18 protein-coding genes are annotated in these 20,753 nt (G+C 71.4%); 5 read left to right on the top strand and 13 right to left on the bottom strand.

Features of this window, described 5'->3' with window-relative positions:
* The first annotated feature begins 1 nt into the window (after position 1).
* Positions 2-2,275 (top strand): xanthine dehydrogenase subunit D, encoded by a 2,274-nt coding sequence (pucD, locus tag E1286_RS06175; protein WP_425464738.1) that lies wholly within the window; start codon positions 2-4, stop codon positions 2,273-2,275.
* A gap of 1 nt (position 2,276) precedes the next feature.
* Here the strand turns inward: pucD and E1286_RS06170 are convergent, their stop codons facing one another.
* From E1286_RS06170 to E1286_RS06115, 12 genes are all read right to left on the bottom strand, one after another.
* Positions 2,277-3,569 carry a DUF2252 domain-containing protein gene (locus E1286_RS06170; RefSeq protein WP_246074493.1) on the bottom strand — a complete coding sequence of 431 codons (1,293 nt, stop codon included), beginning with the start codon at positions 3,567-3,569 and terminating at the stop codon, positions 2,277-2,279.
* A gap of 75 nt (positions 3,570-3,644) precedes the next feature.
* Positions 3,645-4,928: a cytochrome P450 gene (locus E1286_RS06165; RefSeq protein WP_246074491.1), complete on the bottom strand. Its 1,284-nt coding sequence runs from the start codon at positions 4,926-4,928 to the stop codon at positions 3,645-3,647.
* Between the two features lie 91 nt (positions 4,929-5,019).
* Positions 5,020-5,934: an alcohol dehydrogenase catalytic domain-containing protein gene (locus E1286_RS06160; protein WP_132609579.1), complete on the bottom strand. Its 915-nt coding sequence runs from the start codon at positions 5,932-5,934 to the stop codon at positions 5,020-5,022.
* A 25-nt stretch (positions 5,935-5,959) separates the two neighbouring features.
* Entirely contained in the window at positions 5,960-6,856 is an 897-nt protein-coding gene (locus E1286_RS06155) for an N-acetylglucosamine kinase (RefSeq protein WP_132609577.1), read from the bottom strand.
* Positions 6,856-7,872, bottom strand: coding sequence for an SIS domain-containing protein (locus E1286_RS06150; RefSeq protein WP_223189587.1), 1,017 nt, complete (start codon positions 7,870-7,872; stop codon positions 6,856-6,858). The genes E1286_RS06155 and E1286_RS06150 overlap by 1 nt, the downstream gene beginning before the upstream one ends.
* Positions 7,873-7,998: 126 nt before the next feature.
* A complete protein-coding gene (locus E1286_RS06145; RefSeq protein WP_132609573.1) occupies positions 7,999-8,760 on the bottom strand; it encodes a GntR family transcriptional regulator in 762 nt (253 codons plus the stop codon).
* A gap of 76 nt (positions 8,761-8,836) precedes the next feature.
* Entirely contained in the window at positions 8,837-9,826 is a 990-nt protein-coding gene (locus E1286_RS06140; protein ID WP_223189585.1) for an NAD-dependent epimerase/dehydratase family protein, read from the bottom strand.
* Positions 9,823-10,617, bottom strand: coding sequence for a sugar phosphate isomerase/epimerase family protein (locus tag E1286_RS06135; RefSeq protein ID WP_132609571.1), 795 nt, complete (start codon positions 10,615-10,617; stop codon positions 9,823-9,825). The genes E1286_RS06140 and E1286_RS06135 overlap by 4 nt, the downstream gene beginning before the upstream one ends.
* A complete protein-coding gene (locus tag E1286_RS06130) occupies positions 10,614-11,348 on the bottom strand; it encodes a ThuA domain-containing protein (RefSeq protein WP_132609569.1) in 735 nt (244 codons plus the stop codon). Before E1286_RS06130 ends, E1286_RS06135 begins: the two co-directional genes overlap by 4 nt.
* Positions 11,349-11,371: 23 nt before the next feature.
* Complete coding sequence (locus E1286_RS06125; protein WP_132609567.1) at positions 11,372-13,018, bottom strand: type 2 periplasmic-binding domain-containing protein; 1,647 nt, start codon at positions 13,016-13,018, stop codon at positions 11,372-11,374.
* Between the two features lie 25 nt (positions 13,019-13,043).
* Complete coding sequence (locus E1286_RS06120) at positions 13,044-13,931, bottom strand: carbohydrate ABC transporter permease (RefSeq protein WP_132609565.1); 888 nt, start codon at positions 13,929-13,931, stop codon at positions 13,044-13,046.
* On the bottom strand, positions 13,928-14,875 hold the full coding sequence (locus E1286_RS06115; RefSeq protein WP_246074490.1) for an ABC transporter permease: 948 nt from the start codon (positions 14,873-14,875) through the stop codon (positions 13,928-13,930). The genes E1286_RS06120 and E1286_RS06115 overlap by 4 nt, the downstream gene beginning before the upstream one ends.
* A gap of 180 nt (positions 14,876-15,055) precedes the next feature.
* Between E1286_RS06115 and E1286_RS06110 the strand changes: the two genes are divergently transcribed.
* The 4 genes from E1286_RS06110 to E1286_RS06095 are packed head-to-tail and all read left to right on the top strand — an operon-like array spanning position 15,056 to position 20,386.
* The gene (locus E1286_RS06110; protein ID WP_132609561.1) at positions 15,056-16,696 is read left to right on the top strand and encodes a beta-N-acetylhexosaminidase; all 1,641 of its coding nucleotides are present in this window, start codon (positions 15,056-15,058) and stop codon (positions 16,694-16,696) included.
* Positions 16,697-16,725: 29 nt separating this feature from the next.
* Positions 16,726-18,081, top strand: coding sequence for a GH1 family beta-glucosidase (locus tag E1286_RS06105; RefSeq protein ID WP_132609559.1), 1,356 nt, complete (start codon positions 16,726-16,728; stop codon positions 18,079-18,081).
* Complete coding sequence (locus E1286_RS06100; protein ID WP_132609557.1) at positions 18,078-19,784, top strand: glycoside hydrolase family 9 protein; 1,707 nt, start codon at positions 18,078-18,080, stop codon at positions 19,782-19,784. Before E1286_RS06105 ends, E1286_RS06100 begins: the two co-directional genes overlap by 4 nt.
* On the top strand, positions 19,781-20,386 hold the full coding sequence (locus E1286_RS06095) for a GNAT family N-acetyltransferase (RefSeq protein WP_223189583.1): 606 nt from the start codon (positions 19,781-19,783) through the stop codon (positions 20,384-20,386). Before E1286_RS06100 ends, E1286_RS06095 begins: the two co-directional genes overlap by 4 nt.
* A 61-nt stretch (positions 20,387-20,447) precedes the next feature.
* On the opposite strand, the gene E1286_RS06090 is transcribed toward E1286_RS06095, so the two are convergent.
* Complete coding sequence (locus E1286_RS06090) at positions 20,448-20,684, bottom strand: hypothetical protein (RefSeq protein ID WP_132609555.1); 237 nt, start codon at positions 20,682-20,684, stop codon at positions 20,448-20,450.
* Positions 20,685-20,753 lie beyond the last annotated feature (69 nt).

Raw genomic sequence — 20,753 nt, 5'->3', positions numbered from 1 at the left:
CATGACGCAGCCCCTCACGGCCGACGGTGTGGGCGCCTCGGCCCGCCGCCCCGACGCGGACGCGAAGGTGCGCGGCGACTTCGCGTACTCCTCCGATCTGTGGCACGACGCGATGGCGTGGGGCGCGACCGTCCGCAGCCCGCACCCGCACGCGCGCGTCGTGTCCGTGGACGCGTCCGCGGCGCTCGCGCTGCCCGGCGTGCACGCCGGGCTCACCGCCGCCGACGTGCCCGGCGTCAACCGGTACGGGCTGGAGAAGCGCGACCAGCCGGTGCTGGCGGAGGACGTCGTCCGCTACGTCGGCGAGCCCGTCGCGGTGGTCGCGGCCGACACCCCCGAGCTGGCCCGCCGCGCCGCCGGGCTCGTCGAGGTCGCGTACGAGCCCCTGCCCGCGCTGACCGACCCCGAGCGCGCGCTGGAAAGCCCCGCCCTGCACGAAGGCGGTAACCTCGTGCGCCACCTGCGCATCCGCCGCGGCGCCCTGGCGCGGGCCGACGTGGTGGTGACCGGCGAGTACGAGGTCGGCATGCAGGACCAGGCGTTCCTCGGCCCCGAGTCCTGCCTGGCCGTGCCCGCCGAGGAGGGCGTCGAGCTCTACTGCTCGACGCAGTGGCTGCACATCGACCAGGACCAGCTCGCCGGCTGCCTCGCCCTGCCGAAGGAGCACGTACGGCTCACGCTCTCCGGCGTGGGAGGCGCGTTCGGCGGCAGGGAGGACCTCAGCGTCCAGGCCCACGCCTGCCTGCTGGCGCTGCGGCTGGGCCGGCCGGTGAAGATGAGCTACGGGCGTGAGGAGTCGTTCGCCGGTCACGTGCACCGCCATCCGGCCCGCATGCGCTACGAGCACGGCGCCACCCGCGACGGGAGGCTGCTCTACGTCAAGGCCGACATCCTGCTCGACGGCGGCGCGTACGCCTCCACGTCGGCCGCCGTGACCGGGAACGCGGCCTGCTTCGCGACCGGACCGTACGAGGTGCCGGCCGTCGAGATCGACTGCCGCTCCGTCTACACCAACAACCCGCCCGCCGGGGCGATGCGCGGCTTCGGCGCCGTCCAGGTCTGCTTCGGGCACGAGTCGCAGATGGACAAGCTGGCCGCCGCGCTCGGCATGGACCCGGTCGAGCTGCGGCTGCGCAACGCCGTGAGCACCGGCTCGACGATGGCGACCGGGCAGCGCGTCGAGGGGCCCGCCCCCGTGGCCGAGCTGCTGCGCCGGGTCGCGGACAGACCCCTGCCGCCGCCCGCCGCGGACGATCCCCGGCTGCTGCCGGGCGGCACCTCCAACTCCACGCGCGCCGACCGGCTCGTACGCGGCGTCGGCTACGGGCTGTCGGTGAAGAACATCTGCAAGTCCGCCGGGTACGACGACTACGGCACCGCCCGGGTGCGCCTGTTCGCCCACGAGGGCGAGGCGGTCGCCGAGGTGCACACCGCCGCCGCCGAGGTCGGCCAGGGGCTCGTCACCGTGCAGGCGCAGATCGCGCGGACCGAGCTGGAGGTCGCGCGCGTCACGATCCTGCCCGCCGACACGGAGGTCGGCGACGCCGGCACCTCGTCGGCCTCGCGGCAGACCTGGATGTCCGGCGGCGCCGTGCGCGCCGCGTGCCTGGCTGTCCGCGCCCGGCTGCTGGAACGCGCGGCCGCGCTGCTCGGCGAGCCCGCCGGCGCGCTGACCATCGGCGGCGGCGCGGTGACGTCGTCCGCCCGGTCCATCACGCTCGCGGAGTTGCTGGCAGAGGGCGACGTGGACGAGACGGCCGTCTTCCGCCACCGGTTCACCGAGGCGCTCGACCCGGAGACCGGGCAGGGCGACGCCCACGTGGCCTACGCCTTCGCCGCGCACCGGGCCGTCGTGGACGTGGACCCGGAGCTCGGATCGGTGCGCGTGGTGGAGATCGCCTGCGCCCAGGACGTCGGCAGGGCGATCAACCCAGTGGCGGTCGAGGGCCAGATGCACGGCGGCATCGCGCAGGGGCTCGGGCTGGCCGTGATGGAGGAGATCAGGCTCCGGGACGGCCGGATCCTCAACCCGTCGTTCACCGACTACCTGATCCCGACCACGATGGACATGCCGCCGACCGTGCTCGACATCCTCGAACTGCCGCGGCCGGACTCGCCGTACGGGCTGACCGGGGTGGGGGAGCCGCCGCTGCTGTCGGCGCCGGCCGCGATCGCCGCGGCCATCAGGGACGCCGTGGGGCCCGCCGCCGCTGCCGCGCTCGACCGGATCCCGATGACGCCGGAGGCCGTCGCGACCGCCGTCCTGGACGCCTGACCTACAGCCCGGGCATCAGCCGGCCGTTGCGGAACAGATCGACGAACAGCTGGTGGTCGGCCCGGGCGCGGGCGCCGTAGGCGTGGGCGAAGTCCACCAGGGCCTGGACGAACCCGGCCCGGTCGTCGCCGATGACCGCGGCGATGGCGTCCTCGGTGGAGAAGTCGACGAGGTCGTGGGCGGACTCGTCGTCGGCGACCGCGTGCATGCGGGCCGCCGCGACGCCGAGGTGGCGCACCACGGAGGCGAACTCCTCCGGCTCGTTGACGTCGTCCCAGTCCAGGTCCGCCGCGTACGGCGAGACCTCGGCGACGAGCTGGCCCACGCCGTTCAGCTCGGTGTAGCCGAGCCACGGGTCGGCGTAGGCCTGCAGCGCACGCTGCGACTCGGCCGTGCGGTGGCCCTGGTGGCGGAAGTACGACCGCACCCGCTCGTCGTCGATGTGCCGCGCGACCGCGGGCGTCTGGGCCTGCTTCATGTACAGGATGACGTCGTTCTCCAGCGCCTGCGTGTGGCCCTCCAGCAGCAGGTTGTACGACGGCAGCCCCGCCGAGCCGATCCCCACCCCGGTGCGCAGCGCGATGTCCTTGATCTCGTACTCGATGCCGGAGACCTGCGGCAGCGTGCCGAGGTAGCCGTCGAAGGCCGCCTCGACCAGGCGCCGGGTGGCCTCGTCGACCGGGAAACGGCCCTCCATCACGCCGAAGCGGCGATCGAAGTTCTCGATCGTCGTCTCCAGGTCGAGCAGCGCGACCCGGGTGTTGAGCCGCGCCCGCTGCAGCACGTGGTGGAGCACGCCGGTGGTGGTCGCCAGCGTGAGCGAGCCGATCGCGTCGTCGCCGCCGTGCACGATGCCCGCCAGCTCGGCCAGGTACGCCTCGGCGAACTCGCGTACCAGGGCGGTGATCGCGTCGTCGGACAGCGCCTTGGCGTAGCCGATCAGCGCCAGGCTGGCCACCAGCCGCTTGAGGTCCCAGATGTACGGCCCGACGTAGGCCTCGTCGAAGTCGTTGACGTTGAAGACCAGCTCGCCGGTGGCGTTCATGTACGTGCCGAAGTTCTCGGCGTGCAGGTCGCCGTGGATCCACACCCGGCCGGTCTGCGCGTCCAGGTACGCGTCGTCGGCGAACGCGCCGGTCAGGTCGGCGTAGAACACGCACGCGCTGCCGCGGTAGAACGCGAACGGCGAGGCCGCCATCTTGCGGAACTTGCGCCGGAACGCCGCGGGGTCACGCTCGATGGACGGCCCGAACTCCGCCATGAGCACATCGAGAAGGTGTTGGGAACGAGCCACGAAAGTCCCTTATACCGGAACGTCCGTTTTGTCCTGACGGGCGCCTGTCGTTCAGGCGCCCGCCGGCACGTTCCGTCACGTCCAGGTGACCGGCAGGGAGTGGACTCCGAAGATCAGCATCTCGTTGCGCAGCGGCACCTGCTCGGCCGGGACGGCCAGGCGCAGGTCCGGCATCCGGGTCACCAGCTCCCCCAGGCCGACCTGCATCTCCACCCGGGCCAGCTGCTGGCCGATGCACTGGTGCACGCCGTGCCCGAAGGCCAGGTGGGAGGCGCGGGGCCGGCGCACGTCCAGCCGGTCCGGCTCGCTCCAGTGGCGGGGATCGCGGTTGACCTCGGGCGTCGCGATGATCACGGTGGAGCCCGCGGGGATCTCCACGCCGCCGACCGTGACGGTCTCGGTGGCCACCCGGCTGACGCCCATCTGGATGATGGACAGGTAGCGCAGCAGCTCCTCGATCGCGTTGTCGAGCAGGGCCGGGTCGTCGCGCAGCGCGGCGAGCTGGTCGGGGTGCTCCAGGAGCGCGAACATGCCCAGGCCCAGCATGTTGGCCGTGGTCTCGTGGCCGGCGCCGAGCAGCACGAGCGCCATGTCGACCAGCTGCGAGTCGGTCAGCGGCGGGTCGGCGTCGTGGATGAGCCCGGACAGCATGTCGTCGGCCGGCTCGGCCCGCTTGGCCGCCACCAGCTCCTGGATGAAGCCGTACAGCTCGAGGCCGGCACGCGCCCGCTCGTCGTCGCCGCTGGTGGAGTCGAGCGAGATGCGGGTGTTCTCCTGGAACCGGGCGCGGTCGGCGTAGTCGACCCCGAGCATCTCGCAGATCACCAGCGAGGGGATCGGCAGCGCGTACGCGGGCACGAGGTCCGCCTCGGTGCCCGCCGCCCGCATCGCCTCGATGTGCTCCACGGCGATCTCGCGGATGTGCGACTCCAGCGCCTTCATCCGCCGGACGGTGAACTGGCCGGTCAGCAGGCGCCGCAGGCGCGTGTGCTCCGGCGGGTCCATGAAGACGAACATCCCGTCGGTACGGCTCTCCACCTTCGGCGCCGCACCGCCACCGGCGGCCAGCTGCTCGACCTCGTGGGCCTGCAGCTGGGTGGCGTCGGGGTGGCGCACGCGGTCGGAGCTGAAACGCAGGTCGCTCAGCACCGCCCTGGCCTCCTCCAGGCCGGTGACCAGCCAGGTCGAAGCGCCGTTGGCCAGCTTCAGCGGCTGCACCGCCCCCTCGCCGCGCCGCTCCCGCAACCCGGCCGGCGGATCGAACGGACATCCGCCTCGCTCCACCATGTCCGCCGGCAACAGCCGCCGCATCGCGGTGGGGGATTCGGTCGTCGTGCGCTGCTCGTCGGAAGCCGTCATCGCCACATCCTCTTCCACAGGCCATCGGTCGCCGACCACACTACCCAATCGTGCACATTGGGCAAACATGCATGTCGTGCATGTTTTGCGCTCACTCCGGCGTGACGACGCACTTGACGAAGCCCGCCGGCCGGTCGGCGAGGTAGCCGAAGCCGCGGTCCACGTCGTCGAGAGACACGGTGTGGCTGATCAACGGTTCCAGGGTGAGCCGGCGGTCGGCCATCAGCCGCAGCCCCTCGCGCAGCGCCGCCATGGTCCGCCGGCGCTCTCCGCTGAACCCGTTGACGATGGTCACTCCGCGATACCACAGCTCGACGTCCAGCTCCCGGGGGCCGTCGTGGTGGTAGCCGGCCACGCAGAGCGTGCCGTGCCGGGTCACCAGGTCGCCCGCCAGCTTGAGGCCGGCGGCCTTGCCGGTGAACTCGACGACCACGTCGAAGCCCCCGGCGAGCCCGGCCGCCTCCTCCGGCGTGCACACCTCCCCGGCCCCCAGCGCCAGGGCCAGGTCCCGGACGTTGGGCAGCGGATCGACGCCGACCAGCCGGACGGGTCCCGCCTCGGCCGCCGCCTGCACCGCGATGAGCCCCATGAAGCCGAGCCCGACCACGGCGACCCGCTGCCCGGCGACGATCGGGCAGCGGGACAGCGCCTCGACGACGCAGGCGAGCGGCTCCCCGAGGGCCGCAACGGCCGGCACGTTGGCCGGCACCGGCAGCAGTGCCGCGGCGGGGGTGTTCACCACGTCGGCGAAGGCCGGCGAGGCGAAGCCGGTCACCCGGTCGCCCGCCGACCAGCCGTACACCCCGGGCCCGACCGCCTCGATCTCGCCGGTCAGCTCGTGTCCCAGCCGCACGGGCGCGCCCTCGTGGCGGGCCCACGCGGGCGCCTCCGAGGAGCAGATCCCGGAGGCCAGGGTCCGTACCCGTACCTCACCGGCCCCCGGCGGCGTGTCGGCGGCCTCGACGATCTCCGAGTGACCGGCCGAGACCACTTGCGCGTATCTCACGCGTCCTCCTCAACTCATGCGGGGCTCAGGCCACCAGGCGGCGGGCCAGCTCGACCGCCCCGGCGACCGGCGGCTCACGCAGCAACGTCGCGGTCACCCCCGGCAGCAGGGACGCCAGCTCCTCCTCGAACGCCTCGAACAGCGACGGCTGGCCGACGATCACGCCGCCCGCCGCGACCACGGCGTCGGTCTCCGCGCCTCGCCGGGCCAGCCGAGCCGCCAGGTCCGCCAGTGCCGCGCCGCCCCTGCGGATGACGTCGGCCGCCGGCTCGGAGCCCTCGGACGCGGCGGCGAAGACCGCGGGCGCGTGCTCGGCCCACGTCTCCACCCCGCCGTCCCAGCTCATCGCGGCGGCCAGCTCGGGCAGGCCGGACACGCCGTAGGAGCGCAGCAGGGCCCGGCCGAGCGCTTCCAGCGGCGCGCCGTCGTCGGCTCGGGCGAGAACCGCGCGGGCCGCGTCGCGTACGAGCGCCGAGCCGGAGCCCTCGTCGCCGAGCACCCACCCCCAGCCGCCGGCCGACAGATGGGCCCCGGTCTCGCGGTGCCTGCCCACGGCGATCGAGCCGGTGCCCACGACCAGCCCGATCCCCGCGCTCAGCCCCGCCGCGGGGACGAGCAGCTGGGCGTCGTTGACCACCGAGGCCGGCAGTCCGAGGGACTCCAGCTCGTGTCCCAGCTGGTCGCACTGCTCGGGCGTCTCGCAACCGTGCGCCCCGGCCACCACCCGCACCACCTCGTCGCCCGGGCGGGGCAGAGCAGTCACCCGCTCGGCCAGCCAGGTGGCGGCGGCTGGCATCGACCGGGTCTGCCAGCCGGCGCTCGGCACCGTACGGTCGGCGACGATCTCGCCGGCGGCCAGGTCGAGCAGCCGCATCCGCGTCTTCGTGCCGCCGACGTCGACGCCGACCACGACCCGGTTCATCAGACCGGTTCCTCGATCTTGGTGTCGCTGTTGTGGAAGACGAAGTCCTCGATCTCCACCCCGCGCGCCTGCGCCAGCGAGCCCGCCAGGCGCTGCAGCACGGCGGCGGCGAGGACCACGCGTACGGGGAGGGAAGCCGCGGCCGGGATCGGCACCACGTGCAGGTGCTCGGTGGGGGAGAGGTCGGCCGAGGTCACGCAGAGGGTGTGGTGACGGGCGGCGGCCAGGCTCCCGGCCAGCCCCAGCTCCCGGCCGTCGCCGATGATGACGTGCAGGGTGTCCCCGGCCGACTCCATCTCGCCGTGCAGGTAGTTACGGGTGACCAGCGCGGAGGCGGGCACCCGGCACACCTCGCGCAGCAGCAGCGCGCCGGACTCGGAGACGGCGCGGAAGGCCCCGGAGGAGACGACGTCGGCGGCCCCCACGCCGGCGGCCCGGCGGGCCACCTCGTCCACCACCGGAGCCAGTGCCGACTCGTGCCGCTCCAGCACGGCGCCGATCCCGTCCCATTCGCGGGCGGCCTCGGCCGCCGCCGCCCCGAGCAGCGTGCGAGCGATCATGGCGAGCGCGACGAGGGTGCCGGTGTAGCCGATGGTGGAGGCGTAGCTGTCGGGCTCGTTGCCGAGGTCGACGCAGTGGTCGACGGCCTGGCTGAGCAGCGAGGGCACGACGTTCACCACCGCTGCCCGGCGGCCGTCCGGCATCAGGGACAGGGACTCGAGGGTCTCCGTGCTACGTCCCGACTGTGAGACGGCGAGCATCAGGTCGGCGTCGGTGAGGGCGAGACCGGGGCCCAGTTCGCCGGCCAGCTCCCTGCGGGCGAGGATCCCGCCTTCGGCGAGGAGTCCGACCGGCAGGGTCAGGGCCGCGTAGCTGGCCCCGATGCCGACGAACACCGGCCGTTCGGCCGGGGCGAGCACTCCGCCGAGCGCGGGGAGCTGAGCCGCGACCCTGGCCGCGATCCGCTCCAGCGCTGCCGGCTGGCGCGCTCGTCCTTCCAGGTAGGGGATTCTCACCCCGGTCATAGTGTGGGTTTCCTCTCGGGGGCGTACCAGCAAGAAATCACTTAAATCAACCTTAAGACCACATAATACCAGAGAAGGCCATAGGAGACCGCGGGTGGTGGTGGGAGGCGGCCGGCGTCAGGAACCGCGCACGAACGACGTGCGCAGCCGGTAGCGGTCGCCGCGGTAGGTGATGGTCGAGACCAGCACGACGCGGTCCGCGGCGTCCATCATGGTCTGGGTCATGATCAGGGCGGGATCGCCCGGCTTGAGCTCCAGCGGCTCGGCGAGATCCTCCGGGCAGCCCCTGGCCTCGATGGTGGACTCGGCCACGACCGGTTCCGCGCCTGCCGCCGCCAGCTCCTCCAGCAGCGACGCGCGGGTGAAGTCGACGGAGGAGAGCCCGGGCACGAGATTGGCCGCGACGCGGGAGGAGTCGACCGCGATCGGCACGCCGTCGAGCATGCGCACCCGCTCCAGCAGGAAGAGGTCGGCCCCGGCCGCCACGCCGAACTCGTCCGCCTCGTCCAGCGACGCCTGCTTGATCTCGGCGCGCAGCACCCGCGACGTCGGCGCCAGGCCCTTGCGGCGGGCCGTCTCGGTGAAGGACTCCAGGGAGTTGGGCCACTCGCGATCGGAACGGGCGGCGACGTACCACCCGCGACCGTGCGAGGACCGCATGACACCGCGCTCGACCAGGTGCTGCAGGGCGCGGCGGAGCGTCACCCGGCTGATGCCGAGCTGGTTGCACAGCTCCCGCTCGGCGGGCAACCGGCTGCCGGCGGGAAGGGCGCCCTCGCGCACCTGACGCTCGATCAGCTCGGCCGCCTGCGCCCACAAGGGCTCGGGATTCTCCGGCGCGATGAGAGGCCTCTGAGGCGACGTGTTCACCGCGTCCATGTCTTTCCCTGTCCCCAGCTGCTGTTTCCTCGACGAACCTAGCGGCATTCTCGCCCTGGACCCGTGCCGGATACCATTATCCATCACAATCTCCGGCAAGACGGTCGAAGGCCGCGTCCAGCTCCGCGTCGACCTGCTGCCGGGACGGATCCGCGTCGAACCATCGGAGAATCTCCCGGGCTCCCCTCTCGAATGGCACCTGCGCCGAGAAACCCGGGACGAGCCGCTTGATTTTGGAATTGTCATAAAACATCGAGTGCCGGAAATCCTCCTGCAGAACGGTGCCCATCCAGGCGATTTCCCGGCCGATGTCCGAGCTGGACCGGTGCACGATCCTCGGCTCCACGCCGGCGGCCCTGGCCAGGCAGTGGTGAATTCCGTCCCAGGTGAGCGGCTCGTCGGAGGTGATGTGCACGCTTTCTCCCACGGCGGCGCGGCGGGCGACGACACCGGCCAGCCCCACGGCGAAGTCGCTCGCGTGGGTGAGGTTCCACAACGAGGTGCCGTCCCCGTGCACGACTGCCGGCCTGCCCCGCCGCCAGCGGTCGATCACCGTCCAGCCGGCCAGCGTGGGGAACACCGTCTCGTCGTAGACGTGCGCCGCCCGCACGATCGTCGCGGGGAACCCCTCGTAGCGGAAGGCCCGCTCGAGTTCCTCCTCGCAGCGCAGCTTCTGCGCCGGGTAGTCGAAGTTCCCCGCGCGCCGGGCCGACGACTCCGTGACCGGCAGGTCCGGCACCGGACGGGCGTACACCGAGCCGGTCGAGATGAACACGTACTGTCCGGTGCGGCCGGCGTACCTGGCCACGTCCGCGGTGATGTCGGCGGGGACGTAGCCGACGAAGTTGACGACCGCGTCGAAGGTCTCGTCCCCCAGCGCGGCGCGCATGGACGCGTCGTCGTGCACGTCGGCGGTCAGCCGGCGCACGCCCTCCGGCAGCGGCCGCAGGGTGGTGCGCCCCCTGGTCAGGACGGTGACGTCGAAGCCGTCGGAGACGAACCGGCGCGCGCACGCGGCGCTGATCACCCCTGTGCCCCCGAGCATGAGCACCCGGGGCCCGCTCACGACGCACCCCCGGTGTGCACGGGCCGGCGGCCGGTCGCGAGGCCGGCGCCGACGAGGAAGTCGTAGCAGGCGCGCAGCAGCCCGTACATGTCCTGGTGGGAGCGGTCGGCCTCGACGATGGACCACCTGACCGCCGGGTTGGCCCGCGCGACGGCCGCCACGTCGACCGTGCCCTCGCCGAAGGGCACCATGTAGTCGTCCATGCCGGTGGCGGGACCGTCCTTGAGGTGTGTGAACTCCAGCCGGTCGCCGAGCCCGGAGGCCACCGGCACGGGGTCCAGCCCCGCCACGGCCACCCAGTACGTGTCCAGCTCGACGACCACCGCGGGATCCAGCTCGGCGAGCAGGATGTCGTAGGCCCGGCGGCCGCCGAAGACGTTGACGAACTCGGCGAAGTGGTTGTGGTAGGCGATTCGCATGCCGCGCGCCGCCGCGTTGGCCGCCGCGCGGTTGATCCGCCGGGCCCCCGCCAGCACGCCGTCGAGCGTGCCGAACTCCTCCGGCTCCAGGCTCCACACCAGCGTCTCGACGCCCAGCTCCTGGCAGGCGTCCAGGATGGCCGGGGCGTCCTCGCCGGACGGGAACGGGACGTGCATGCTGCACACGCCGAGGCCCAGCCGGTCCAGGGCGGCCCGCACGGCCGACGGCGCGTGGCCGTACAGGCTGATGGGCTCGACCGCGGTGTAGCCGATCTCCGCGACGCGTTCCAGCACGCCGAGCAGATCCTTGGCGGCGTCCTCGTGCAGCGACCAGAGCTGGGCGGCGACCGGCGGCACGATCTGATCGCTCATGCCGCGCCCCCGATGAAGCGTGCGTTGCCCAGCGGCCAGCGGGTGGACCAGGAGCCGATGACGTCGTCGCCGACGCCCGCCGCCCACAGGCTGGCCTGCCGTACGAGCTGGCGGAACCAGGGGTTGCCCCAGGCCCGCGCGTCGTGGCCGAGGGAGGTGTAGCAGACCCGGCCCGCGCCGTGCTCGCGCACGTAGGCGACCGGCTCGGTGCCCTCTCCCGCGCGGCGCTCCGCCAGCACCTGGACGTCCGGCGCGTACTCCAGCACGTAGTACTCGTCGTCGATGGCGAAGTCGTCCAGGTATCGGGTCACAGGGTGGCCCTCACGCACCGACACCTCGATCCGGCCCTCCGACCCCGCGTCGCCGTGGGAGACGTAGCGCGACCCGACCAGCTCGTACGCCGCCCGGTCGGCGTCCAGTCCGCCCGGACCGAAGCCGAACAGGTTGCTCGCGTGCACCGCGACGAGCCCCTTGCCCGCGGCCACGAGGGCCGACAGCGCCTCCTGCTGCGCGGGGTCGAAGGTGACCGACGAGCGGTACAGCACGTAGACGTCCGCCTCGGCCGTGGCCGGCATCGGGTCGACGAACCGGTCGAGGCCGACGGCGCGGGCCGCGGGCAGCCCGCCCTCGATCACGATCTCCTGCAGGGCCAGCGCCGCGCCGAGCAGGTCGTGGTGGAGGTCGGTGCCCTCGACGACGACCAGCGCCGAGGGCCCGTTCCTGAGTTTCATTCCGGATGGCTCCTTTCCGCGAGTCAGCGGGCCTCGGCGTACTCCCTGGCCATCTGGTCGCCGCCGCCGGCCTTCCACTTCTGGACCGCGGAGGTCAGGCTGGAGGCGGGCTCGCGGCCGAGGAACACCGCGACGATCGCGTCCTGCATCTGCTTCTCCAGGGCGGCGCCCTTGGTGTTGAAGGTCTGCGAGTACAGGTGCGCGGCCGGGTTGTCCAGCAGGGTCGAGACGACCTTCTGCTGCCAGTCGTAGTTCAGCTTGTCCACGCCCGGCGCGCCCTGCGGGTTGCACAGCACCTGGGGGCCGCCCGCGATGTAGGCCAGGCCGAGGTCCTGCTCGCGCTGCCCGCGGGTGGTCAGCACGGCCACGCCGTCCTTGACCGTGTAGTCCTCGCCCTCGACGCCGTAGTTGATCACGAACGACTCCCTGGAGCCGAACGGGGCCGCGATGTAGTCGAGGACCTTGAGGAACATGTCGATCCTCTTCTTGTCGGTCGTCTTCTTGATCATCGTGATCGCGTAGGCGCCGTTGCCGGTCCAGTGCACGGCGTCTCCGCCGTCCTTGCCGAACGGCAGCATGATGTCGAAGACGAGGTTCCTGTCGTCGGCGACGATGCCGAACGCCCGGTTGCCGTCGTGCACCATGGCGAGCTTGCCGGACCGGAAGAGCGCGTCCCGCTGCGTCTTGTTGTCGATCAGGGTGGCAGTGTCCGGGTGGAAGACGCCGCTCTTGTACAGCGCGGCCAGCTCGGCGATGGCCGGGACGAACGCCTCGTGCTCGTACGCGGAGACGAACGTGCCGTCGCTCTTGCGCGTCCACTTGTTGGGGACGCCGAACATCATCATCAGGAAGTCGGCGATGTTGCCGCCGAAGGCGTACACCCCTGCCTTGGGGTCGGTGACCGCCTTGGCCAGGTCGCGGAACTCCTGGAGGTTCTTCGGCTTCGGGTTGGCGCCGGCCGCCTCGATCACGTCCGTCTTGGTGTAGATCTGCGTGGTGAAGATGGGGTCGGAGCGGGGGACGCCGTAGATCCGGCCGTTGAGGTAGCCGTTGAGCCAGCCCGCCTCCTGGATGCCCGCCAGGTTCGGGTACTTCTTCACGGCGTCGCCGGACAGGAACTCGCTCAGGTCGGTGAACTGCGCCTCGGCGAGCTGCGGCAGGCGGGAGATGTTCTGGAAGATCGGCACGGAGACGAACTCCGGCAGGTCGTCGCCGGCGACCAGCGCGGGGAACTTCGTCTGGAAGTCGGCGAAGGGCACCTGCAGCGGCTTGACGTTGAGGTTGAGCTCCTTGTTCAGCAGCTGCCAGTAGACGTTCTCGTTCAGCGGCGGGGCCGGCTGGCCATACGTCATGATCATGACGTTGAAGTCACCGCCGTCGCCGATCGTCCCGGTCACCGTCCTCGGGCCGTCCATGGGGAAGGACTCGTAGACGTCCATGACGCCCTGGGCGTTGCCCTCGTACAGCGGCTTGGGCTTGTTCGGCGGCACGTACGTGGGCATCGGCGCCGTCTGGCCGTTGCCGGCCGGGCTGCCGCCCGTGCTCCCGCCCGAAGAGCCGGAGCCGCACGCGGCGAGCACTCCGCTGACGGGCACGAGCGCCGCGGCCAGACCCGCGTTCCGCAGAAGCGATCTGCGGGTGAGCCCCTCGCCGGGGATTCTGCTAGCCATGATGTTCTTCCTTTACGGTGATCCGTTAACCCTTGATGGCCCCGGTGAGCATTCCCTTGGACATGTGCTTGGTCAGGAAGGGATAGACGCACAGGATGGGCAGCGTGGCGATCGCCACGAGCGCCATCTGCACGGACTGTGCGGGGGGTGCCACGTATCCGGGAATGGCCTGCGCATTGGTGGTGACGTTGTTCTCCAGCACGAACGTGCGCATGACGAGCTGGAGGGGCCACATCTCCGTGTCGTTCAAATACAGCAGCGGGCCGAAATAGTTGTTCCAGTAGCCGACCGCGATGAAAAGGCCCACGACCGCGACGACCGCTTTGGAATTCGGCAGCACGACGGACCGGAGAATGCGCCATTCGCCCGCCCCGTCCATGCGCGCCGCGTCGAACAGCTCGTGCGGTATCGCCTGAATGAAACCGCGGACGATGACGATGTTGAATGCGCTCACCGCGGTGGGGATGATCAGCGACCAGTACGTGTTGAGCATGCCCAGCTGCTTGACCATCAGATAGACGGGGATCATGCCGGGCGCGAACAGCAGCGTAAAGAGCACGAACGACAGCAGACCGCGCTGGAAGAGCGACTGCCTGCGGCTCAGGCCGTAGGCCGCCAGCACGGTGCAGGCGAGACTGAAGACGGTGCCGACCACCGTCACGCCCACGCTGATCATGATCGACCGCGAGACCTGCGTGCCGTTGAAAATCTGTTTGTAGGCCTCGAACGAGATCTCTGTGGGCCAGATGACGTAGCCGCCGTTGGCGTCGATCTGCTGCTTGGTCGCCAGACTGGTGGAGATCACGACGAGGAAGGGGAAGATGACCACCGCGCAGATGAGCACGAGCGCGAGGGCCTTCAGGGCGACGGCGATCGGCTTGGGCTTGCCCAGCCATACGGGACGGGAGTTCATCGCCGGTAGACACCCTCCTCTCCGAGCCGGTGGGCGAGTTTGTTGGCGGCGAGCACGAGCAGGAGGCTGACGACGCCCTTGAACAGGCCGGCGGCGGTCGCGGTGCCCCAGCTCCCGTCGACCACCCCGTTGAAGTAGGTGAAGGTGTCCAGCACCTCGGCCGCTCCGGGGCCGACCGCGTCCCGCTGGAGCAGGATCTGCTCGAAGCCGACGGTCAGGGCGTCGCCGAGCCGCAGGATCAGCATCAGCACGATGATCGGCCGCATCCCGGGCAGCGTGACGTGCCAGAAGCGCTGCCAGGCGCCCGCGCCGTCGATGGTGGCGGCCTCGTAGAGGCCGGGGTTGATGGCCGCGATGGCGGCCAGGAAGATGATCGTCCCCCAGCCGGCGTCCTTCCAGATGGCCTGCGTGGTGAGCAGCAGCTTGAAGGTGTCGGGGTTGGACATGATCTCGAGCGGCGTCATCCCGTGCGTGATCAGGAAGCGGTTCAGCACGCCGTTCCCGCCGAGGATCTGCTGGAACAGCGCGACGATGATCACCCACGACAGGAAGTGCGGCAGGTAGATCACCGACTGCACGAACCGCTTGGCCAGCGGCATCGCGACCGTGTTCAGCAGGACCGCCAGCACGATCGGCACCGGGAAGAAGAGCACGATCTGCAGGAAGGTGATCTGCGCGGTGTTCCACAGCGCGTTCCAGAACGCCGAGTCGGAGAAGAGCGAGCTGAAGTTGGACCAGCCCACCCACTCCGACCCGGTGAAGCCCAGGAAGGGGACGTAGTCCATGAACGCGATCACGCTGCCCAGCAACGGGATGTAGGTGAAGAGCAGCAGGATGATCACGGCGGGCGCGACCATGACAAGCAGCGGTGAGTCGCGCCAGAGCCGGCTCAGGAAGGGCATTTTCCGCTGGGCGGGGAGCTTGTTCTCGGGTGGTGGGTTCACTCGAGGCAGGGTCTGATTGACCGCCATGATCACCTCTTCATGGGCCGGGCTACCGCGGAAAACGTCCCCGACCAGGGCGAAATACCAGTGAAGTACCGGGAAGATACCACTTGCACCAAGGTAAGACAACCAGTACCTTCGCCCGTTATTAGTAGGTCTTTCGTTTGATGGGGTGAACATGTGGTGAATGGCTGGTCCTCCTTGCTCCCGCGCCCGGCGACGGTCGATCCGCACCCCGGAATATGCCGTTTAACTGCGGAAATGCCGCTCACGGTGGAGGGTCCGCAGGAGGTGGCGTCGCTCGCCCGCCGGTTCCTGGCCGGTCTTCGACCAGGTCCGTCCACGGCCGGAGGCGAGCCAGGCAATACCACTGAGACCACACGGTTCGCCGTACGTGTCGGTGAGGGGACGCCGACCGGCGGCTACACCCTGCGGATCGCCGAGCGAGGGGTCACCGTCGAGGCGAGCGATCTCGAAGGCGTGTCCGGCGCCCTGACCACGCTGCGCCAGCTTCTTCCGGTGGAGATCTGGCGCAGCGCGGGCGCGCCGCCAGGCGGCTGGACCGTGCCGTGCGGCGGGGTCACCGACGCGCCTGCGTACGGCTGGCGCGGCGCGATGCTCGACGTGGCCCGGCACTTCTTCCCGAAGAGCACTGTGCTGCGCTACGTCGATCTGCTGGCCGCCCACCGCTACAACCGGCTGCACCTGCATCTGTCCGACGACCAGGGCTGGCGGGTCGAGAGCCGCCTCCACCCGCGCCTGCACGAGGTCGGCGCCTGGCGGCCCTCCACCCGGCTCGGCCCCGACGGCGTGCCGGACGGAACCCCGCACGGCGGCTACTACACCCTCGAGGACCTCGCGGAGATCTCGGCCTATGCGCGTTCCCACGGCATCGTTCTGGTGCCGGAGATCGACCTGCCCGGGCACACGTCCGCGTTGCGCGCGGCCTACCCCGAGCTCGGCCGCCCGGGAGAGGAACAGGCCGTCCTGGACACCGTCTGGGCGGGCCGCTCGTCGATCAGCCCGACGGAGCCGGTCGTGTCCTTCCTGCGGGACGTGCTCGGCGAGCTCCTCGACGCGACGGGCGCGCCGTACGTCCATCTCGGCGGGGACGAGTGCGACATGAGCTGGTGGGCGGAGGACCCGGCGATCGCGGCGGAGATGGCGGCGCACGGTTACACCGAGCCGCGCCAGATGCACGGCCACTTCCTGCGCGAGCTCGGCCGTTTCCTCGCCGGTCGCGGGGCGCGCATGGTGGTGTGGGACGAGGCCTTCGTCACCGGCGGCGTGCTGCCCGACACGATCGTCATGGCCTGGCGCGGCCACGAGGTGGCCGAGCGCGCCGCGCGGACCCATGACGTGGTCCGCGCCCCGCTGTTCCCCACCTACTTCAACTTCGACCAGTCGGACCTGCCGGAGGAGCGGCGTTCCGAGGGCGGTGCGATCACCCTGGCCGACGTGGCCGCCTTCACCCCGGCTCCGCCCGGATGGCCGGACGAGCGGCGCTCTCGGGTGCTCGGCGGCCAGTGGCAGGTGTGGAGCGAGTGGGTGCCCCACCAGCGGCACCTCGACTACCTGGCCTTCCCCCGCGCGTGCGCCCTCGCCGAGGTGCTGTGGCGCGGCGGCATCGACCACCTCGACGAGTTCGAGAGCCGCCTGCGGACGCATCTGGCCCGGCTGGACGCCCTCGGCGTGGAATATCGTCCGCTCGGCGGGCCCCGGCCCTGGCAGACCGGTGGCACGGGTGTCTGGCGGCGCTCCGGCCCCGGGCGGATCGAGGAGACCAAGAAGTGGGTCGAGTCGATCTCTCGCGAGCCGTGACCCATCACCGATCTAGGAGTGCACAACCGATGACACAGAAGTTCCTCTGGGGCGTGGCCACCTCGTCGTACCAGATCGAGGGGGCCGTGGACGAGGACGGGCGCACCCCGTCCATCTGGGACACCTTCTGCGCCACCCCGGGCGCCGTGTTCGCGGGCGACACCGGCGCGGTCGCGTGCGACCACTACCACCGCATGCCACAGGACGTCGCGCTCATGAAGGAACTGGGGGTGGACGTCTACCGGTTCTCGCTGGCCTGGCCGCGCATTCAGCCCGGCGGAAAGGGCCCGGGCAACCGGGAGGGGATCGCCTTCTACGACCGCCTGGTGGACGAGCTGCTCGCGGCCGGCATCCTGCCGTGGATCACCCTGTACCACTGGGACCTGCCCCAGGAGCTGGAGGACGCCGGCGGCTGGCCGGCCCGTGACACCGCCCATCGGTTCGCCGACTACGCCGCGATCGCCTACGACGCGCTCGGCGACCGGGTCGATCAGTGGACCACCATGAACGAGCCGTGGTGCTCGGCCATGCTCGGCTACGTGTACGGTGAGCACGCGCCCGGCCGCAAGGACGCCCGCGCCGGCATGGCCGCCGTCCACCACCTGCTGCTCGGGCACGGGCTGGCCACGAAGGTCATCCGCGACCGGGCGGCCGCCGCCGGCCGCGCCGACGGGCTGGAGGTCGGCATCACGCTCAACCTGTCGCACAAGATCCCCGCCAGTGACTCGCCCGCCGACCTGGCCGCGGCCCGCTGGGACGACGGCATGAGCAACCGGCTCTACCTCGACCCGCTGCTGCGCGGACGCTACCCCGACGACATCGCGGGCAAGCTGGCCGAGCTGGGGTGCCCGCTCCCCGTGCGGGACGGCGACCTGGAGCTGATCGGCCAGCCGGTCGACGTACTCGGGGTCAACTACTACACCTCCCGGGTCGTACGCGCCGCGCCGACCGGGGACAACGGCTGGCCGGCGTCCGCCACGGTCGCGCGCGACGTCGAGCGCACCGCGATGGACTGGGAGGTCACCCCGGAGACGCTCACCGATCTGCTGCTGCGCCTGGAGCGCGACTATCCGGGAACCGTCTGGTACATCACGGAGAACGGCGCCGCCTATCCCGACGTGGCCGACGAGCACGGCTACGTGGACGACGCCGATCGTGAGCGCTACCTGCGCACCCACATCGACGCCGCGCTCGCGGCCCGAGCGCGGGGCGTCGACCTGCGGGGCTATTTCGCCTGGTCGCTGCTGGACAACTTCGAGTGGGCCTACGGCTACGACCGCAGGTTCGGCATCGTCCGGGTGGACTACGCGACGCAGCAACGCATCCCGAAGCGCTCGGCGCGCTACTACGCCGAGCGCATCGCGGCCGAGAAGGCGCCACGGTGATCAGCGTCCTGACGAGCCACCTCGGCTACAACACGGCCGGGTCGAAGAAGGCCGTGGTGCTCGCCCGCGGACCCGCCGAGATCCGGTCGGCGTGCCTGGTCGCCGCCGACGGCGCCAGGACCGAACTGGCCCCCGGCCCGCTCCACCGGGTCGACGGGTGGTCGCTCGGCCGGTTCGCCCGGTTGGACTTCGACCACGTGCGGGCAGCGGGCACCTATCACGTGGAGGTCGACGGCGTCCGCTCGGCGCCGTTCGAGGTGGCCGAGCGCCGCGTCCACCACCAGACGCTCTCCGACGTCCTGTACTACTTCAAGGCCGTGCGCTCCAGCGGCGAGATCGACCGCAAGGACCGGCACGCCCGCTTCCACCTCGACGACTCCGGGCGCACGGTCGACGCCGGCGGCGGCTGGCTCGACGCCTCCGGCGACCACAGCAAGTTCCTCAGCCACCTCAACTACACCCGGATGATGAACCCCCAGCAGACCCCCCTGTGCGCGTGGGCCTTCCTGGCCGCCCGCGACCACCTGCGCGGGACGCACCCGGAGCTGTCCCGCGCGCTCGGCGCCAGGATGCGCGACGAAGGGCTTTACGGCGCGGACTTCCTGGTGCGCTTCCAGTCCGAGGAGGGGTACTTCTACACGGCCGTCTTCGACGCCCTCACCAAGAAGCTCGAAGAACGGGTGATCAACGCGCCGCTGCAGAACAGCGTGCGCACCACCCGCTGGCAGGCCGCCTACCGCCAGGGCGGCGGCATGGCCATCGCCGCCCTGGCCAGGGCCGCCGTCCAGGACGACCACGGCGACTTCGCGCCGGAGGACTACTTCGCGGCCGCCCACCGGGGCTTCACGCACCTGGAACGGCACAACGCCGACTACCTCTACGACGGCCACGAGTCCGTCATCGACGACTACTGCGCCCTGATGGCCGCCACCGAACTGGCCCACGCCGCCGAGCACGGCTTCGGCGCGGAACACCTGCCGGTGTTCGCGGCGGCGGCCGAGCGCCGGGCCGCCTCGCTGGCCGCCCGGTACACCGACTCCGGGCGGGGGTTCGGCTACCTGCGGGGCGACGTGGAGGACCGGCCGTTCTTCCACGCGGCAGAGCCCGGGCTGCCGGCGGTGGCGCTCATGCGCTTCGCCGAGGTGCTCCAGGCGTCCCCGGAGGCGGGACGGGCCCGCGACCTGGCCCTCACCCTGCTGCGCGACGCGGTCACCATGACCGACGAGGTGCACAACCCCTTCGGCTATCCCCGCCAGTACACCCAGCCGCTCGGCGCATCGCCCAGGACGAGCTTCTTCTACCCGCACGACAACGAGACCGGCTACTGGTGGCAGGGAGAGAACGCGGGCATCAGCTCGACCGCGTACGCCGCGCTGCTCGCCGCCGGGCTGCCCGGCTGCCCGCCCGGCCTGCGCGACCGGCTGCACAGGCTGGCCGAGGACCAGGTGCAGTGGATCACCGGGCTCAACCCGTTCGACGCGTCCATGCTCCAGGGGCGGGGCAGGAACAACGTGGAGTACTCCACGGCCTTCCAGAACGTTCCCGGTGGCATCCTGAACGGGATCACCAGCGGTGTCGACGACGAGCACGACATCGCGTTCATGCCGCCGGAGCACCGTGCCGGCGGCGAGTCGTGGAGGTGGGCCGAGCAGTGGATTCCGCACAGCGCCTGGTTCCTGCTGGCGGTCTCGGTGATGCGGTGATACGTCCCTTCGAGCCGTTCGACCTGGCCGGGATGTACCGCGTGTGCCTGGAGACGGGCGACTCCGGGCGGGACGCCACCCCGTTGTACCGGGACCCCGAGCTGCTCGGGCACGTCTACGCCGGGCCGTACCCGATCGCGGATCCCGGGCTCACCTGGGTCGCGTACGACGACCAGGGGCTGCTGGGTTACGTCGTCGCCACCGCCGACACGGCGGCCTTCGAGCAGTGGCTGGAGGAGGCGTGGTGGCCGGGGTTGCGTGCCCGGTATCCCCGGCGGCTCGCCGCCGACCCGGGCGACGGCACACAGGACTGGCGGCGCGTCGCCCACCTGCACGATCCGCCGCGCACCCCTGCCGACATGCTCCACGCCCACCCCGCTCATCTGCACATCGACCTCCTGCCCCGGGGCCAGGGCGCGGGGCAGGGACGCCGCCTCATGATGACCCTGATCGAGGCCCTGCGCGCCCGGGGCGTGCCCGGCCTGCACCTGGGCGTCGGCAGCGGCAACCCCCGGGCCTTCGCCTTCTACCTGGCCATGGGCTTCCAGGAGGCGCGGCGCGCTCCATGGGGCTCCACGATGACGATGGACCTGCGCGGCTGAGCCGCCGCCCCGAGGAGAACGCCCCGACCCCGGGGGGAGGCCGCGGGGTCGTGGTCGGTTCCTAGCGGAGGCCGAGGCCGCCGGTGAGGCCGCCGGCCAGGCCGGTGCCGAGGCCGGGGCCCGCGGCCGCGCCGAAGCCGGCGTCGAGTCCTGAGTGGAGGCCTCCGCGGTAGGGGTGGTGGTCGTCGGGGTTGGCGGACGCGGCCGGCGCGGACAGGGCGAGGAGACCGCCTGCCAGAGCGGCGACGATCAGCGGACGGGAGACGCGGCGCATGGTGAACCCTCCAAGGTCGGTCACGCTTCGCATTTGATCTACTACTCAAAGTAACTAGAGAAAGTTGGGCTGTCCATGGGAGGTGACAGCCGC

This window comes from Nonomuraea terrae (assembly GCF_004348995.1).
GTDB classification, from domain to species: Bacteria; Actinomycetota; Actinomycetes; order Streptosporangiales; family Streptosporangiaceae; genus Nonomuraea; species Nonomuraea terrae.
Note: the sequence above shows the minus strand (reverse complement) of the source record. Positions and strands in the feature narration are given on the sequence as shown.

Coding starts and splice junctions, on each gene's coding strand:
- E1286_RS06155 (WP_132609577.1), bottom strand. CDS start 6,856: ATGAACCGGGTCGTGGTCGGCGTCGACGTCGGCGGCACGAAGACGCGG.
- E1286_RS06165 (WP_246074491.1), bottom strand. CDS start 4,928: ATGACGGCTTCCGACGAGCAGCGCACGACGACCGAATCCCCCACCGCG.
- E1286_RS06135 (WP_132609571.1), bottom strand. CDS start 10,617: ATGAGCGATCAGATCGTGCCGCCGGTCGCCGCCCAGCTCTGGTCGCTG.
- E1286_RS06120 (WP_132609565.1), bottom strand. CDS start 13,931: ATGAACTCCCGTCCCGTATGGCTGGGCAAGCCCAAGCCGATCGCCGTC.
- E1286_RS06125 (WP_132609567.1), bottom strand. CDS start 13,018: ATGGCTAGCAGAATCCCCGGCGAGGGGCTCACCCGCAGATCGCTTCTG.
- E1286_RS06145 (WP_132609573.1), bottom strand. CDS start 8,760: ATGGACGCGGTGAACACGTCGCCTCAGAGGCCTCTCATCGCGCCGGAG.
- E1286_RS06130 (WP_132609569.1), bottom strand. CDS start 11,348: ATGAAACTCAGGAACGGGCCCTCGGCGCTGGTCGTCGTCGAGGGCACC.
- E1286_RS06105 (WP_132609559.1), top strand. CDS start 16,726: ATGACACAGAAGTTCCTCTGGGGCGTGGCCACCTCGTCGTACCAGATC.
- pucD (WP_425464738.1), top strand. CDS start 2: ATGACGCAGCCCCTCACGGCCGACGGTGTGGGCGCCTCGGCCCGCCGC.